This window comes from Picosynechococcus sp. PCC 11901 (assembly GCF_005577135.1).
Lineage (GTDB): Bacteria > Cyanobacteriota > Cyanobacteriia > Cyanobacteriales > MRBY01 > MRBY01.
Map to the genome: position 1 here is coordinate 1092553 of NZ_CP040360.1, position 15499 is coordinate 1108051.

Annotated in this window: 12 protein-coding genes and 2 tRNA genes; 11 read left to right on the plus strand and 3 right to left on the minus strand. The window is 48.2% G+C overall.

The features are described 5' to 3' along the window. The first annotated feature begins 90 nt into the window (after window positions 1-90). The 3 genes from clpB (at window position 91) to FEK30_RS06250 (ending at window position 5366) form a co-directional block, all read left to right on the plus strand. Complete coding sequence (gene clpB / locus FEK30_RS06240; protein WP_138072402.1) at window positions 91-3084, plus strand: ATP-dependent chaperone ClpB; 2994 nt, start codon at window positions 91-93, stop codon at window positions 3082-3084. Window positions 3085-3251: 167 nt separating this feature from the next. Beyond that, window positions 3252-4601, plus strand: a complete 1350-nt coding sequence (locus tag FEK30_RS06245) for an AAA family ATPase (RefSeq protein ID WP_030007057.1) — start codon at window positions 3252-3254, stop codon at window positions 4599-4601. Between the two features lie 3 nt (window positions 4602-4604). Further along, the gene (locus tag FEK30_RS06250; RefSeq protein ID WP_138072404.1) at window positions 4605-5366 is read left to right on the plus strand and encodes a ParB N-terminal domain-containing protein; all 762 of its coding nucleotides are present in this window, start codon (window positions 4605-4607) and stop codon (window positions 5364-5366) included. Window positions 5367-5425: 59 nt separating this feature from the next. Here the strand turns inward: FEK30_RS06250 and FEK30_RS06255 are convergent, their stop codons facing one another. After that, window positions 5426-7495, minus strand: coding sequence for a M3 family metallopeptidase (locus FEK30_RS06255; RefSeq protein WP_138072406.1), 2070 nt, complete (start codon window positions 7493-7495; stop codon window positions 5426-5428). A gap of 179 nt (window positions 7496-7674) precedes the next feature. On the opposite strand from FEK30_RS06255, the gene FEK30_RS06260 reads away from it, so the two are divergent. Continuing rightward, window positions 7675-10254 (plus strand): M1 family metallopeptidase, encoded by a 2580-nt coding sequence (locus FEK30_RS06260; RefSeq protein ID WP_138072408.1) that lies wholly within the window; start codon window positions 7675-7677, stop codon window positions 10252-10254. Here the strand turns inward: FEK30_RS06260 and FEK30_RS16725 are convergent. Continuing rightward, window positions 10251-10403 (minus strand): hypothetical protein, encoded by a 153-nt coding sequence (locus FEK30_RS16725; protein ID WP_168191124.1) that lies wholly within the window; start codon window positions 10401-10403, stop codon window positions 10251-10253. The genes FEK30_RS06260 and FEK30_RS16725 overlap by 4 nt on opposite strands. A gap of 130 nt (window positions 10404-10533) precedes the next feature. Here FEK30_RS16725 and FEK30_RS06265 point away from each other — a divergent pair, with 130 nt between their 5' ends. From FEK30_RS06265 to FEK30_RS16735, 6 genes are all read left to right on the plus strand, one after another. Further along, complete coding sequence (locus FEK30_RS06265) at window positions 10534-11607, plus strand: Gfo/Idh/MocA family protein (protein WP_012306070.1); 1074 nt, start codon at window positions 10534-10536, stop codon at window positions 11605-11607. Between the two features lie 102 nt (window positions 11608-11709). Continuing rightward, window positions 11710-11847 (plus strand): hypothetical protein, encoded by a 138-nt coding sequence (locus FEK30_RS16730; protein WP_012306071.1) that lies wholly within the window; start codon window positions 11710-11712, stop codon window positions 11845-11847. A 128-nt stretch (window positions 11848-11975) separates the two neighbouring features. Next, window positions 11976-13001 carry a hemolysin family protein gene (locus tag FEK30_RS06270; RefSeq protein ID WP_315862029.1) on the plus strand — a complete coding sequence of 342 codons (1026 nt, stop codon included), beginning with the start codon at window positions 11976-11978 and terminating at the stop codon, window positions 12999-13001. 96 nt (window positions 13002-13097) lie between these two features. Then, a tRNA-Tyr gene (locus FEK30_RS06275) sits at window positions 13098-13182 on the plus strand. A 4-nt stretch (window positions 13183-13186) separates the two neighbouring features. After that, a tRNA-Thr gene (locus FEK30_RS06280) sits at window positions 13187-13258 on the plus strand. Between the two features lie 170 nt (window positions 13259-13428). Then, the gene (locus tag FEK30_RS16735; protein WP_168191125.1) at window positions 13429-13572 is read left to right on the plus strand and encodes a DUF8639 family protein; all 144 of its coding nucleotides are present in this window, start codon (window positions 13429-13431) and stop codon (window positions 13570-13572) included. Between the two features lie 11 nt (window positions 13573-13583). Here FEK30_RS16735 and FEK30_RS06285 read toward each other — a convergent pair whose 3' ends face one another. Then, window positions 13584-13835 carry a hypothetical protein gene (locus FEK30_RS06285; protein WP_030007062.1) on the minus strand — a complete coding sequence of 84 codons (252 nt, stop codon included), beginning with the start codon at window positions 13833-13835 and terminating at the stop codon, window positions 13584-13586. A 166-nt stretch (window positions 13836-14001) separates the two neighbouring features. Between FEK30_RS06285 and FEK30_RS06290 the strand changes: the two genes are divergently transcribed. Continuing rightward, window positions 14002-15396: a sensor histidine kinase gene (locus tag FEK30_RS06290; RefSeq protein ID WP_138072410.1), complete on the plus strand. Its 1395-nt coding sequence runs from the start codon at window positions 14002-14004 to the stop codon at window positions 15394-15396. The last annotated feature ends 103 nt before the right edge of the window (window positions 15397-15499 follow it).

Below are 15499 nucleotides of genomic sequence, written 5' to 3' on the forward strand. Positions count from 1 at the left end.
TCGGGGAAATTTTCGCACTGCCCCCAAGGGACAATCAGCAACTTGTTATACTGTGCTGATAAAAACCGTTAACGCCAAAACAAACTACTGATGCAGCCCACCGATTCCAGCAAATTCACCGAACAAGCTTGGGATGCGATCGTCAAGTCACAGGAGATCGCCCGTCGCTACAGACACCAAAATCTTGAGGTGGAACATCTACTCTTGTCATTGCTAGAACAAGAGCAGGAACAGGGATTGGCCCAAACGATTTTGACCCAGACAGGTGTCGATGGGATCAGGCTCCAGCAGCAGTTAGAACGGTTTGCCCAGCAACAGCCCAAACTAATGCGGGGCGATCAGCTCTATCTCGGTCAAGGTTTAGATGTGATGTTAGACCGGGCCGAAGCCTGTCGTAACAGTTGGCAGGATGATTTTATTTCTGTTGAGCATTTGCTGGTGGGCTTTGCGGAGGATGAGCGGATTGGGCGGCGATCGCTGAAAAGTTTTAACCTCGACCCCCAGGATCTCGAACTCAAAATCAAAGAACTCAAAGGTAGCCAAAAGGTCACCGCCCAGAACCAAGAAGAAAGTGGCAGTTCCTATGGTGGTAGTCCTCTAAGTAAATATGGCCGCGATCTCACCGAACAGGCCAAGGACGGCAAACTTGATCCGGTGATTGGGCGGGATGATGAGATTCGGCGCGTGATTCAGGTACTTTCTCGGCGCTCGAAAAATAATCCAGTTCTCATCGGTGAACCGGGGGTTGGGAAAACGGCGATCGCCGAAGGTTTAGCCCAACGAATCGTCAATGGCGACGTGCCCGAATCCCTCAAAAATCGGCAGTTGATGTCCCTCGATATGGGTTCCCTCATTGCCGGCGCAAAATACCGGGGCGAATTTGAAGCCCGTCTGCGGTCTGTGCTTAAAGAAGTGACCCAGTCCGACGGACAAATTATTCTCTTTATTGATGAAGTCCACACCGTCGTCGGTGCAGGTTCCGCCAACGGTTCCATGGATGCCGGAAATCTCCTCAAACCGATGTTGGCACGGGGCGAATTGCGCTGTATTGGGGCGACCACCCTCGACGAATTCCGCAAACATATCGAAAAAGATCCCGCCCTCGAACGGCGTTTCCAGCAGGTTCTCGTCCAACAGCCCACCGTGGAAGATACCGTTTCCATTCTGCGGGGTCTCAAGGAACGCTATGAACTGCACCACGGCGTCAACATTACCGACTCCGCCCTCGTTGCCGCTGCGACCCTTTCTAACCGCTACATCACCGACCGTTTTCTTCCCGATAAGGCGATCGATCTCGTAGACGAAGCCGCCGCCAAACTGAAAATGGAGATTACCTCCAAACCCGTTGAACTCGAAGCCATTGATCGTCGATTGATGCAACTGCAAATGGAGCAGCTTTCCCTCAAGGGTGAGGAACAACTGGGGGCAACCTCTCCCGCCTACCTCGCTTCCAAGGAACGTTTAGATCGGATCGACGAAGAAATTAAAAGCCTTGAAATCCAACAGAAAGACCTTTCTTCCCAGTGGCTCGCCGAGAAAAATCTCATCGATGAAATTAATTCCCTCAAGGAAGAGGAAGAACAACTGCGTCTCCAGGTGGAACAAGCAGAACGCGCCTATGACCTCAACAAAGCGGCTCAATTGAAATATGGTCGTCTCGAAGGGCTACAAGCAGAACTGAGCCAAAAAGAAGTCAAACTGCTGGAAATCCAAGCCGCAGGGGATGCCATGTTACGGGAGCAGGTCACGGAAGCGGATATCGCCGAAATTGTTGCCCGTTGGACAGGGATTCCCGTGAATCGCCTGATGGAATCCGAACGGCAAAAACTTCTACAGCTAGAGGGACATTTGCACGAGCGGGTGATCGGTCAGCAGGAAGCGGTGGAAGCGGTCTCCGCTGCCATTCGTCGCGCCCGGGCTGGGATGAAGGATCCCAGTCGTCCGATTGGCTCGTTTATGTTTATGGGGCCGACGGGGGTCGGGAAAACAGAATTAGCGCGGGCATTGGCTGCTTTCCTTTTCGATAGCGAAGAGGCGATGGTGCGCATTGATATGTCCGAATATATGGAAAAACACGCGGTGTCGCGGCTCATTGGTGCGCCTCCGGGTTATGTGGGCTACGAAGAAGGAGGGCAACTGTCGGAGGCGGTGCGTCGTCGTCCCTATTCGGTGGTGCTGCTGGATGAGGTGGAAAAAGCCCATAAGGATGTTTTTAATATCCTGTTGCAGGTGCTGGATGATGGCCGGATCACCGATTCCCAAGGCCGGGTCGTGGATTTCCGCAATACGATCATTGTGATGACGAGCAATATTGGTAGTGAATTTATCCTGAGTTTGTCGGGGGATGATGCGAACTATGACAAGATGCGGGACAAGGTGACGGGGGCGTTACGGAAAAATTTCCGCCCAGAATTTTTGAACCGGATTGATGAACTGATTATTTTCCATACTTTGAAACGGGATGAATTGCGCGAGATTGTCAAACTGCAAATTCACCGCATCGAAAAACTATTGGCCGACCAAAAGATTACGTTATCCCTCACGGATGCGGCTCTCGATCATGTGGTGGAAGCGGGTTACGATCCGACCTTTGGGGCCAGACCTTTAAAACGGGCGATCCAACGGGAATTGGAAAATCCGATCGCCAATCGCATTTTAGAAACGGACTTTATGGAAGGCGATCGCATTTTAGTTGATTGCGTTGAGGGGGCCTTGGTTTTTGATCGGCAACGACCTGAACGAGAAGTGCCAGAGGTGATTTCGGAAGAGGCGATCGCCCCAGCACCGGAAGAGCAACCCATAGAAACAGAAGAGGCATCTATAACAGAAGCAGAAATCCTTCCTGTCGTCGCACCGGATGAAATTGTGGTTGCAGAGGCTGAACTCGATGAACCCGATGATGATTGGGGTGAAGATGAGACGACTGTTTCCTTTGATGCCGAACAGCCCGATGATCAATGGTTTGGGACAGATGAGCCAGAGCAAACAGCTAATGGTTTAGAATCTCCGACCAGAGAAACAAATCCTCCAGCTTATGTTGGTGCTGATTCTGACTCAGAAGAAAATTGGTTAGATTCTATCTAGGTGTTGAGGCAAAAGGATAATGTCAAGCTTGAATTATTCTTGAGCGTTATGTACAAAGAAATACTTTGTAACTTGCTAAAGTTATCCTTTTAAAATTTATAAAACTTCAAAAAAACTGGTATCCATATAGGAGATAATGGGCGAAGAAACACAATGTTTTGAGTGCCGTGATTCCTGATCCCAGTTTATTTCGTAACGAAACAGAAGTCGAAAGTAAATTAATTGTCCATTACTTATTGCCAAAACTAGGTTATCCGCCTAACACTTGGTACCAAGAAGTTGCCTTTGGCAATATTCGTCTTGATTTTATGGCGTTTACCGCGACGGTAATGCCTTTCACTTGGGATAGTAGCTCTCCTCTAAATCTTATTATTGAAGCCAAAAGTCCGAGAGAAAATTTAGATCGTCATGTGCCTCGTCTAAGAACCTATTTGACCAGTTTAAAGTCCCCCTATGGAATATTAACGAATGGCAAAGATTTTCGTATTTACGAACGAGATGGCTCAAAAATAGATCTGTGTTTTCAATGCTCAGGATCAGAAATTAATGCTAACCTAGAAAAAATCAAGTTTTTAGTTGGTCGTGAAAGTTTAAAACCCGTTCCCAGTAGTCGAAAAAAGTCTGAAATTCAACCAGAAAAAAATTTAACCGCGCGAAAAAATCGTATGAAAATCATCGCTGTTTATCACAATAAAGGCGGAGTTGGCAAAACAACAACAGTAGTCAATCTCGCCGCCGCATTGCAGAAGCAAGGCAAACGGATTTTAATTGTTGATTTGGATAGCCAAGCAAATACGACTTATGCAACTGGTTTGGCAAAATTTCTTGATGAGAAAGACGATGACCTTAAAAATAACAATATTTTGCAACTCATTCAATCTAGAGAAAAATATCCAGTCAAAGCAGTTGCAAGACCCTCAACTTACGTATCCCAAGGTATTGATGTAATTCCATCTCATATTGAGATGATGAAATATGAATCGGAATTAACCCGGATTGAACCAGCCAAAACTCGACTATTATCTAAGCTAAAAGATGTCAAGAATGATTATGATATTGTTCTAATTGATACTCCTCCCTCACTTAATTTGTATGCTCGTATTGCTTTACTAAGTGCAGGTTATCTAATCATTCCTTCAGACCTTAAACCATTTGCTAATGAGGGTTTAAATAATGTCAAAGATTTTATCGCGGATATAAACGAAGCCAAAGATATGTTTGGTATGTCTCCTTTGAAAATTTTAGGTGTTTTACCGTCGAAGATTTCAACGAATGCTCGCTTTGTCCAGTATACATATCCCAAACGTCGCAGAATGGTCGAACAACGTTATGGTTTTCCCCTAATGTCTGCGGCAATTTATGAACGAGAAGATCTTGCCAAAGCGTTGGAAAATACCTTGGAGTATGGAGAAGAAGATATTCCGGATCCACTCTCTATTTTTGACTATAAATCAGATTCTGTATCAGCCCATGAATTTGCAATGCTAGCTAGTGAAGTATTAGAGAAAATCAATTAAATTATGCTAGAAAACCTTTTAAAAATTCAACTAATTGATATTCTATCTGTTGATAGTCCAGAACCCCGATCTAGTTTTTCTAAGGATAAAATTGAAGCTTTGGCCAATAGTTTTTTAACAGTCGGTGGGAACTCTCAACCTATTCTTGTTCAACGCTTAGATTTTGATTCATTTACCGTTGTTTCTGGACATTTAGAATATTATGCAGCAGTCCGAGCCAGAGAAATCAATGATGATTTTGAGATGATTAACGCGATCATTATTACTCCTGAAAATGAAGTGCAAATCAAGCATCAATATAATTATTTAAATACTGTGCAAGAAAGTTCTGCGACTAACTCTTTGGAGCATAGTTTAAACAAAAATGAAATTGCTAATTTAGAAAAAAATCTTTTAGCTCACCTTCAAGATCAACTTAAATTTGAAGTTTCTCGCTTAGAAAATAATTTATCGAGAAATCTTGAGCAAAAATTTGATGGTGTCAAAATTCTTGTGCCTCGTGATGAGGATCACCTAGAAGCCTTTAATGCTTCTGATTTCAAAATTTTAGTCGATAAACTAGGTTCTGCTGGCTTTACTGGTAAGAAAGGTCAGAAAATGGCAACAGCAATTATTCAAGAGAGAAAAAAAAGTCGCTTTAGTTCTTTGGGAGAAATTATTAACAGAGTGCGGTTACAGAACAAAAATAGAGCTATTACTGAAACTTCAATGGTAAAAATTCTAGATGCTTGGAATCGATTTATTGATGTAGAAGAAACTAAATAAAAGAAAAAGCCTTTGGAATATTCCAAAAGCCTTTTTTTACGCTCATTTAAAGAATGGAGTTAAGCAGTTTGCAATAGACCACTATGGCGAAGCAAAGGTTCTGTTTGCGGTTCCCGACCCCGGAATTTCTTGAACACTTCCAATGGGTGGAGACTGCCGCCTAAACCGAGGATCGTTTCGCGGAATTTTTTGCCCACATCGGCGATCGCCACCGTATCTTCGAGGCCAGCTTCTTCAAAGGCCGCAAACGCATCCGCACTGAGCACTTCCGCCCACTTGTAGCTGTAATAGCCCGCTGCATAGCCCCCCGCAAAGATATGGCCAAAGGCACAGAGGAACGAATCTTCCGGCAATGGTTTCATAACGGTGGTGGTTTCAGCGAGGCGATCGCGCACCTGTTCCGGGGTCTCACCACTGGCCGGGTCATATTTCGCGTGCAGTTCAATATCAAGCAAACTAAAATGCAACTGCCGCAACATCGCCGAGCCACTCATATAAGTGCGGGCAGCCAGGAGCTTTTGGTAATAGTGTTCTGGCAGCGTTTCTCCCGTTTCGTAATGCTTCGCCATCCCGAATAGCGTTTCCCGGTGGTAGCACCAATTTTCCATAAACTGACTGGGCAACTCCACCGCATCCCACTCGACATTATTAATTCCGGCTGCACCGGGGTAATCCACATGGGTCAACATATGCTGTAACCCGTGGCCAAACTCATGGAAGAGGGTTTCCACTTCCCCAAAAGTCATCAAACTGGGTTTACCGTCCACGGGTGGCGTCTGGTTACAGATTAAATAAGCCACAGGTAAACGGGTAACGGTGTGACCATTGACCAGCATTTTGGCGCGACCGACGCAATCATTCATCCAAGCCCCACCCCGTTTTTCCGCCGGGCGACTGTAGGGATCAAGGTAAAAACTGGCAATTTGTTCTCCAGACTCGTCGTTAATTTTGAAATAACGTACATCTTCATGCCACACGGGCGCGTCTCCATCAGCAGCGGTAATTTCGACGGAAAACAAGCGTTGCGCTAGGCCAAACAAACCCTCTAAGACCCGCCCCAGGGAAAAATAAGGGCGCAATTCTTCGGCAGTAAAGCCAAACTTTTCTTCCCGTTGTTTCTCTGACCAGTAAGCCACATCCCAGTGGGCCAAGTCAGCCTGTCCCGAAAAGGTTTTTAGGGTCGCCAATTCTTGTTGAGCGGCCTCGAAACTCACTTGGCGCAACTCTTCCATAAGTTGTTCAACGGCGGCCACACTCGGGGCCATTTTCCGGGCCAGACTCAGTTCGGCATAATTTTCAAAGCCTAAAATTTGGGCCTTTTGTTTACGCAACTCAAGAATGCGATCAATGTGGGGGTGATTATCAAATTCCCCAGAAGAAGCCTTCGAGACTGCTGCTTTGTAGACTTTTTCCCGCAGTTCCCGGTTTTCGGCATATTTCAAAAAGGGGAGATAGCTGGGGTAATCAAGGGTAATGACCCAGGGGCCATTTTCTGGGGTCGCGTTTTCTTCCCCTTCACTGCGGGCGGTTTGGGCGGCGAGACTCAGGGCGCTATCGGGTAACCCGGCGATATCTTCTTTATCGGTCAGTTTGAGCTTAAAGGCCTTGGTCGCATCGAGGACATTATTTGAAAATTTCGTTGAAAGATCCGCTAATTCTAATTGGATCGCGTTGAATTTCTCTTTTGCTTCTCCTTCAAGGCTCACCCCAGCGAGTTCGGCTTCCTTGAGGGCGGTTTCGATAATGCGTTGTTGGGCGGGTTCTAGTTTGTCCCATTGGTCACTTTCGCGAATCGCTTTGTAACCTTCGTAGATGGGGCGACTTTGGCTCCAGCGGTTAATAAACTGCACTACAGCAGGTTGCATTTTTTCGTAGGCAGCGCGCAGTTCTGTACTGTTTTTGACACTCATAAGATGACCAATCACCCCCCAAGTCCACATCAGTTTTTCTTCGAGCTGGGTAAGGGGTTCGACAAAGTCTGTCCAGGTGGGTTTGAGGTTCGTCTCAAGATCGCTGACCTGTTGCTCTAGTTCCGCCAGAAGAGTGGTGACAGCGGGTTCAACGTGCTCGGCTTTGATCTCGGCGAAGGGGGGCAGACCATGGCCGATGAGGAGGGGATTCTGGGTCATATGCGGTTAATTTTTCTGATTGTTTACGCTATTTCCCATTATGACAGCAAGTTTTTAGGGAAGGCAGTGGGGATATCTGGACATGGTTGGCTGGCCCATCAACGGGGTTGTTATGATTTGAAACGAATGAATTTTATGGGCGGCGATCGCCTTTTGAGCCTGAGAATATGTCGAGCAAAATGTCTGGAATTAATTTTAAAGCGTTTGTGGATACAGAAACGACCCGTTCTTTTGAGTTGCCCGGCGCAAAACCCCACTACAACCCCGACCGTCCGGGACAGGTGGAGCATATCTATTTGGATTTGGATCTCGACATTACGGGGCGATCGCTCTTTGGGACTTGCACGATTACTTTAGCTCCGGTGCGTTCTGGGGTGACGTCCCTGACCCTTGATGCGGTAGACATGGCCATTGAATCGGTGTGCATCGGGGGTGTCCATCAACCCTTTGACTATGATGGCGAAACCCTGAATATTCGCTTACTGCAACCGACGACGACGAAAAAAATTGAGTTGGCGATCGCCTACCGATTAACAGAACCGCAGCGGGGCATTTATTTCATTCAGCCGGACGACCATTACCCTGATAAACCTGTGCAGGTGTGGACTCAGGGGGAAGATGAAGATTCCCGTTTTTGGTTCCCCTGCTTCGACTATCCCGGTCAGCTTGCCACCTCTGAACTAAAAATTCGCGTGGCTAATCCCTACCGGGCTATCTCCAATGGTGAATTGATCAGTAGTGAGGAACAAGGAGAAAAAACGGAATATCACTGGTATCAAAAAGAAATTCATCCTTCCTACCTAATTACTTTAGCGGTGGGTGATTTTGCCGAAACAAAAACCGAATGGCAAGGTATCCCCGTCCTCTACTACGTCGAAAAAGGGCGCGAAGCCGATGGCGATCGCAGCATGGGGAAAACGCCCCAGATGATGGATTTTCTCAGTCAAACCTACGGCTACCAATACCCATTCCCAAAATACGCCCAAGTGTGCGTCGATGACTTCATTTTCGGCGGCATGGAAAACACATCTACCACCCTTTTGACGGATCGTTGTTTACTCGACGAACGGGCGAGCCTCGACGATCAGCGCACTGAAACCCTCGTATTACACGAATTAGCCCACCAGTGGTTTGGCGATCTGGTGGTGATTAAACATTGGAGCCACGCCTGGATCAAAGAAGGGATGGCCACCTACGCCGAGGTGCTCTGGACGGAACATGAATATGGCAAACAAGAAGCAGCCTATTACCTGTTGGAGCAGATGCGGAACTATCTCGACGAAGACAGCAGCCGTTACCGTCGCCCCATCGTCACCCATGTTTATCGCGCCCCCATTGAACTCTATGACCGCCACCTCTACGAAAAAGGCGCTTGCGTCTACCACATGATCCGCACGGTGCTTGGCGATGAGTTGTTCTCAAAAGCAATTCAAAAGTTTGTCCAAAAACACGCCCACCAAACCGTCGAAACCGTTGATCTACTGCGGGCGATTGAGGAATCCACTGGGTTTAACCTTGCGCCTTTGTTTGATCAATATGTTTTTCGGGGTGGGCATCCGGATTTTGAAGTGGCCTACAGTTGGGACGGGGAAAATGGTTTAGCAAAACTGACGGTCAAACAAACCCAGGGGCAAAAAGACGAAAAAGCCCTGTTTGATCTCAAAATTCCTGTTGCCTTTAACTATCTCGATGGGGAAACAGTCAGCCAAAAAACCTTTACCTTTAGGCTCAACGAGGCGGAACATACCTTTTATATTCCCCTCGACCGCAAACCGGATTTTGTCAGCTTCGATGTGGGCAACCATTGGACAAAAACGGTGAAATTGTCCTACCCGATGGCAGAACTAAAAAATCAACTGACCCATGACCCCGATCCCATTTCCCGCGTTCAAGCAGCCGAGGCGATCGCCAAGGAAGGGAACCTCGAAGCGGTCAATACGTTGCAAACAGCTTTAACAACAGAAGCGTTTTGGGGTGTACGGGTAGAGATTGCCAAAGCCCTTGGTAGCATCCAACTCAATCAGGCCGAGGATGCCCTGATGGTAGGGTTAAAAGATGCCCATCCCCGTGTGCGCCGGGCCACCCTATCTAGCCTCGGTAAGTTCAAAACCGAAAGTAGCTACGAAGCGATGAAAACTTTTCTCTTGGCAGGAGATGCCAGCTACTATACCGAAGCCGCCGCCGCCCGCGCCCTAGGCGCAATGGTTTCTGTTGGTTTAACGGACAAAGCCGAGGCCACCCGTGACTTGCTTAACCAGATCCTCAAAACCCGCGCAGGTTGGAATGAAGTTGTCCGTGCCGGAGCAATTGGCGGACTCGCCGCGATGAAAACCTCCCCCGAAGCCGTGGACGCGATCCTGCCCTACACCGAACTGGGCATCCCCCAACCACTACGCCTTGCCGCAATCCGTGCTCTAGGCACTGTTGCCAGTGGCCAAACCAACGACAAATTAGCAGTCATTCTCAATCGCTTAGAGGCGATCGCCAGGGAAACCTTCTTCCTCACCCAAGTTGCCATTGTGAGCGCCCTCGGCCAGATCGAAAATCCCAAAGCTGTTACGCTCCTCCAAACCTTGGCCAACCAAGCCCCCGACAAGCGCGTCCGCCAGCGGGCCGAGGAAACCGTGAGCAGCCTCCAGAAAAAGCTCAGCACCGACAAAGCGATTCAAGGATTGCGCGAAGACCTCGATAAACTGCGGGAAGACAACAAACAACTGCAAAGTCGCCTCGCTAAACTCGAAGCCCAGGGCGACCATTAATGACCATTAATCGCACTTTTGGGGCGAACTTTCCGGGGCGATTTTGCGTCGAAAAAATAAGTTGAATAGCCCAGCAATTTGTCAACCACTTGGCGATCGCCCCAATAATTATCCCAAGGCCGGATCCATTGGCGATCGCCCTCTGCCATTCCACAAAATCTACTTATCAATTCTTTAGACTCCGGACATCCGTGCTACCATCGGTAGTCAAAAAGGTGGCGAGGCAACATCATCCCTCATCATCTGCGGTGGAGGAGTTCAAGGAGTTTCCTAAATCTTATGGCCCAACTACAGTCCAGTCTATCCCCCAATACGAATCTCAGAATCGGCGTGATTGGCGTAGGCAACATGGGGCAACACCACACCCGTGTCCTTAGCCTCCTCAAAGATGTTGAACTCATTGGCGTTGCAGATCTCAACGTTGAACGCGGCTTAGACCTCGCCAGTAAATATCGCATCCGTTACTTTGAGGACTACCACGCCCTGCTTCCCCTCGTCGATGCGGTTTGCATTGCTGTCCCCACCAAGCTCCATTACCAAGTGGGCCTAGAGTGCATGGCAGCGGGCAAGCACGTGATGATCGAAAAACCCATCGCGGCGAGTATCAGTGAAGCCGAAGCCCTCGTCAATGCGGCCGCCGAACATAACGTGATTCTCCAAGTTGGCCACATCGAACGGTTTAATCCCGCCTTCCAAGAACTGAGTAAAGTGCTCAAAACCGAAAAGCTCTTGGCGATCGAAGCCCATCGCATGAGTCCCTATTCCCAACGGGCAAACGATGTTTCCGTCGTCTTGGATTTAATGATCCATGACATTGACCTCCTCCTAGAAATGGCAGCTTCTCCGGTGGTTCAACTGACAGCCACGGGTTCAAAAAAAGACGATTCTAATCATTTGGATTACGTAACGGCCACCTTAAATTTCGCCAATGGCATCGTGGCCACCCTGACGGCGAGCAAAGTCACCCACCGCAAAATCCGCACGATCGCCGCCCACTGCCAGAATTCCCTCACCGAAGCCGATTTTCTCAACAACGAGATCGAAATTCACCGCCAAACCACCGCCAATTACACCACCGACTATGGCCAAGTCCTTTACCGTCAGGATGGTTTGATCGAGCAAGTTTACACCAGTAATATCGAACCGCTCCATGCCGAACTCGAACATTTCGTTCAATGTGTCCGGGGGGGCGAACAACCTTCCGTTGGGGGAGAACAGGCGTTAAAAGCCCTCCGCCTTGCGAGTTTGATCGAACAAAGCGCCTTGGATGGCAAGGTTTGGAAAGAGGCTGATCGCCATTACCAACACCTCAATAAGCCGAAGACCATCGTCACGCCCCTCTCCGTTTCTTGATATTTTGCGTTTTCGATGCGTGAAGGGGCGCAGTTTTCGCTACCCTTAATAGATAAACAATCATCCTTTGACTTTAGCGGGTAAGGAGCCGCTGCACTGACTATGTCTGATCTCAATCGTGGCATCATGAAATTTGACGGCGCAGATAAACCCATCGTCGTCGCCGTTTCTGCTGTTTTAGTTTTAGGGGCGATCGCCGCCCTGGTGATCTGGGGTCTCACAACCGCCTATTCGTTCTAAACTAATCCAGTCACCTCTAGCTCCTACGACACACTTTGAATTTCCTGTTTGCGATCGCCGCCGCTGAATCTAGCAAACCAAGCCCCCTGTTGGGGGAAGTCTGGCTTGATCTCGCTGTTTTGGTGGTCATGATTGGCCTTTCTGCCTTTTTCTCTGGCTCCGAGACCGCCATTACCGCCTTTGATAACCTCAAACTCGAAGGACTGATTAAGCGCCAAGGCGATCCCCAGGGCATCTTCCGGATCGTCCTCAAAAATCGGACGCGATTTATCACGACCCTGCTGCTGGGGAACAATCTCGTTAATAATTTCTCAGCGATTCTCACCAGTAACCTCTTCGCGATTTGGTTAGGGAACGCTGGGATCGGGATTGCGACGGCTGTCGTTACCATCGTCGTCCTCATTTTTGCAGAGATTACCCCCAAGTCCCTCGCCATCCTCAACGTGCGCTCGGCCTTTACCTTCGTTGTGCCGCCCATCTATTGGCTGTCGCGTATTCTGTCATCCTTGGGGATTATTTATATCTTTGAAACCATCACCGAAAAAACGATCAAGATCTTTGAAGGCCGCCAGAATAAAAATTCTCCCACCAGCGAAACCCTCACTGAACTGCAACTGATGATCGAAATCCTGGGGGGAAAAGGCAAGCTTGATCTGCAACGCCGCCGCATTTTAGGAAATGCTCTCCTCCTTGATGAAATGATGGTCAAAGATGTGGTTAAGCCACGCATCGATATGCAAACCATCGCCCACGATGCCACCCTCCAGGAGTTGGTCAACCTCTGCCTCGAAACGGGCTACACCCGCATTCCTGTCCAGGAACAATCCAAAGACCACATCATCGGCATTGTTAACCTCAAGCAAGCTCTCAAGGGTCTCCATTCTCCAGAATCTCCCCAGACCCAGACCCCAGCCATTGTCCGTTCTGTGATGGATACGCCCGTTTATATTCCTGAAACGAAGCGGGTAGCCGATTTGCTCAAAGAAATGCTCCAACAACGCCTCCACATCGCCATTGTCGTTGATGAGTATGGGGGAACGGTGGGTCTCGTCACCCTAGAGGACTTACTCGAAGAGCTGGTGGGAGAAATTTATGATGAGAGTGATTATGCTCCCCGTGAGCCGGGTTTGCCAGGGCGGTTTTCTGATCGATAAAAATTGAATTGGGAATCTGTCAGAAAAAAATTGGCGATCGCCTTGCAATATTTTATTTTTATGCTAGGATTGATAACTGTGAAAACAAAAAAACGTGGGTCGGTGCCCGAGTGGTTAATGGGGGCGGACTGTAAATCCGCTGACTATGTCTACGCTGGTTCGAATCCAGCTCGGCCCACCACATTGCCCATATGGCTCAGGGGTAGAGCACTCCCTTGGTAAGGGAGAGGTCACGAGTTCAAATCTCGTTATGGGCTTCTTAAGAAAATTAATTGTTAACCAGTACAAAAAGCGTTTGGATATTCGTTTAGACTATTATTCCTGCGGATATCTGCCGTTGCCGCAATCTTTTGTTTTTCTTTAGGATTAATGGAGGCGCACTGGGTTTCCCCATTGCCTTTGTAAAACTGAATTATCCTAAGCATCTATGACTGAGAAAAAAAAGACCCAGCCAGCACCCGCCCAGGGAACCACAACAACATCAGAAAAGGTGCTGTGTCCCCACTGCAAGCGCACTGCGACCAATGGCATCAAATGTAAGGGAATCTGTGTTGCTGATAGTGATTATTAATCGGTTGCAGCTCAAATCATAAAGGAAATGCCATTTAAACTAATTAGCAGCAATAATAAACCAAAATTGACCCACAATTCTTTTTTATAGGTATTCATCTTTTCCCCAAGAATGCGGGCTGTTTTTTGTTGTAAATAATGGCGCAATTTTAGGGGCAGTTTTTCGTAATATTGCCGATACTCCAGGGCCGTTAGCAGGACATTCCCAACGTTGTAGAGGGTGATGCCGAGGAGAATCCAGCGGTAAAGGTTATAGAAATTCATGGCTTACAAAAATCTATGGCAGCCGGAGAATCAATCTGAAGTTGATGGCTGAGGGAAAAGAAATAGCAGGTAAAACCCCACTCGGTGATGTTCGGTTGTACTGCTTCTATTTTGGAAAAAATCCTTTTAGTATCAATATAACCTAGGGTCAGAAGAGAGCAATACTGTGGTGGATTTAAAGAAACTAGAAGAACTCAATATTCAGCAAACGGTGGCCGGCATTCTCCAGGACTTTAACCCGATTTTTTCGTCTACTTCTTCTTCTGGACAAACTGGGCAGTGGCGTGCGGCGATCGCCGCCTTGACGGATTTACTCCTGCGCTCCGGGGGCGAAACCCGTGGTGTTATTTTATCGAGCCCTAGCCCGGTCTTTGATGCGCCCCAAATCACCCGCCACCACCATCATTACGTTTTAACGCCGAAAAATCTCCAGGACATTGCCCTGAGTCACCTGCAATTGCCGGGGGCCGGTTTGAATCAAAGCATTCGGCACCACAATAATCAAATCGTTGAGTTTCCAATTCTGCCCAATGATCCGTTGGCCCAGGAACAATTTTGTTTGATTTTGACGGCGAAGTTTAATTTTGCGATGGCCCTGTCTCCCCAGGGATTGCTCTTTTCGTTTGAAACAGAGGCGATCGCCGCCATTTGGCAAATTTTGCAGTGGCGCATGGCCCTAACGCAACCATTCCAGTTCCAAACCCTCGCCCAACTTTGGCCCCGCTTTGCCGAGGTTGTTCCGGACTACCGTCTTGTCTCCCGGTTTAGCCAGTTAATGGTGCGATCGCTGACGGTTAATTTACCCCAGGCTGATTCCCTACCATCTCCAGAACCTCATCACATCCCAGAGCCAGCTGCCCAAGCTCAACCGGAATTAGAGCTATTGCAGGCCCTCACCCATGAAATTCGCACTCCTTTGACAACAATCCGTACCATGACAAAGTTGTTGTTAAAAAAGAAAACCCAACTGACTCAGGATATTGTCAAACGCATCGAAACCATTGAGCAAGAGTGCAACGAACAAATCCGGCGCATGGAACTTATTTTTCGGGCGGCCGAATTGGAAACTCCATCCCATCACCCGAAGCAAACTCTGCAACTGGTGCCCATTTCCCTAGAGCAAATTTTCCAGGAGGGAACACCCCGTTGGCAAAAACAGGCCCAACGGCGCAATGTCAACCTAGAGGTCGCCTTGCCCCCATACCTGCCCCAGGTGGTAAGTGATCCAGCGATGCTTGACCAAATGCTGTCCGGGTTAATCGAGACCCTCACGCGACGCCTACCGACGGGAGCAGAGGTACAAATCCAAGTCAGCACCGCCGGCAGCCAACTGAAGTTAGAAGTCCAGTCCCACGGCCTGGGTCAAAAATGCCTTGAAAAGGCGATTGGTCAGTTACTCATTTTCCAACCAGAAACGGGCAGCTTGAGCCTGAATTTAGATGTGACCAAAAATCTCTTTCAACAGTTAGGCGGCAAACTGGCAATTCGACGCCGGGCTTCTGGGGAAGAAGTCTTTGCTATTTTCTTACCCCTCGGCAATAGCTTCGCTGTGCCCCTCTAGATCTCGTAAGGGCATGGTAAAGCAATAAATTCCCCTTGGGAATGTCTCTGCTAACCAAACGCTGAATTTCACCATTGATGCAAAAAAAGATGGGCCACACTAG

What these genes read in the sequence shown, in the direction of transcription:
- FEK30_RS06260 (WP_138072408.1), top strand. Translation starts at nt 7,675, where the DNA reads ATGTCTGGAATTAATTTTAAAGCGTTTGTGGATACAGAAACGACCCGT.
- clpB (WP_138072402.1), top strand. Translation starts at nt 91, where the DNA reads ATGCAGCCCACCGATTCCAGCAAATTCACCGAACAAGCTTGGGATGCG.
- FEK30_RS06285 (WP_030007062.1), bottom strand. Translation starts at nt 13,835, where the DNA reads ATGAATTTCTATAACCTTTACCGCTGGATTCTCCTCGGCATCACCCTC.
- FEK30_RS06250 (WP_138072404.1), top strand. Translation starts at nt 4,605, where the DNA reads ATGCTAGAAAACCTTTTAAAAATTCAACTAATTGATATTCTATCTGTT.
- FEK30_RS06265 (WP_012306070.1), top strand. Translation starts at nt 10,534, where the DNA reads ATGGCCCAACTACAGTCCAGTCTATCCCCCAATACGAATCTCAGAATC.
- FEK30_RS16725 (WP_168191124.1), bottom strand. Translation starts at nt 10,403, where the DNA reads ATGGCAGAGGGCGATCGCCAATGGATCCGGCCTTGGGATAATTATTGG.
- FEK30_RS06255 (WP_138072406.1), bottom strand. Translation starts at nt 7,495, where the DNA reads ATGACCCAGAATCCCCTCCTCATCGGCCATGGTCTGCCCCCCTTCGCC.
- FEK30_RS16735 (WP_168191125.1), top strand. Translation starts at nt 13,429, where the DNA reads ATGACTGAGAAAAAAAAGACCCAGCCAGCACCCGCCCAGGGAACCACA.
- FEK30_RS16730 (WP_012306071.1), top strand. Translation starts at nt 11,710, where the DNA reads ATGTCTGATCTCAATCGTGGCATCATGAAATTTGACGGCGCAGATAAA.
- FEK30_RS06270 (WP_315862029.1), top strand. Translation starts at nt 11,976, where the DNA reads ATGATTGGCCTTTCTGCCTTTTTCTCTGGCTCCGAGACCGCCATTACC.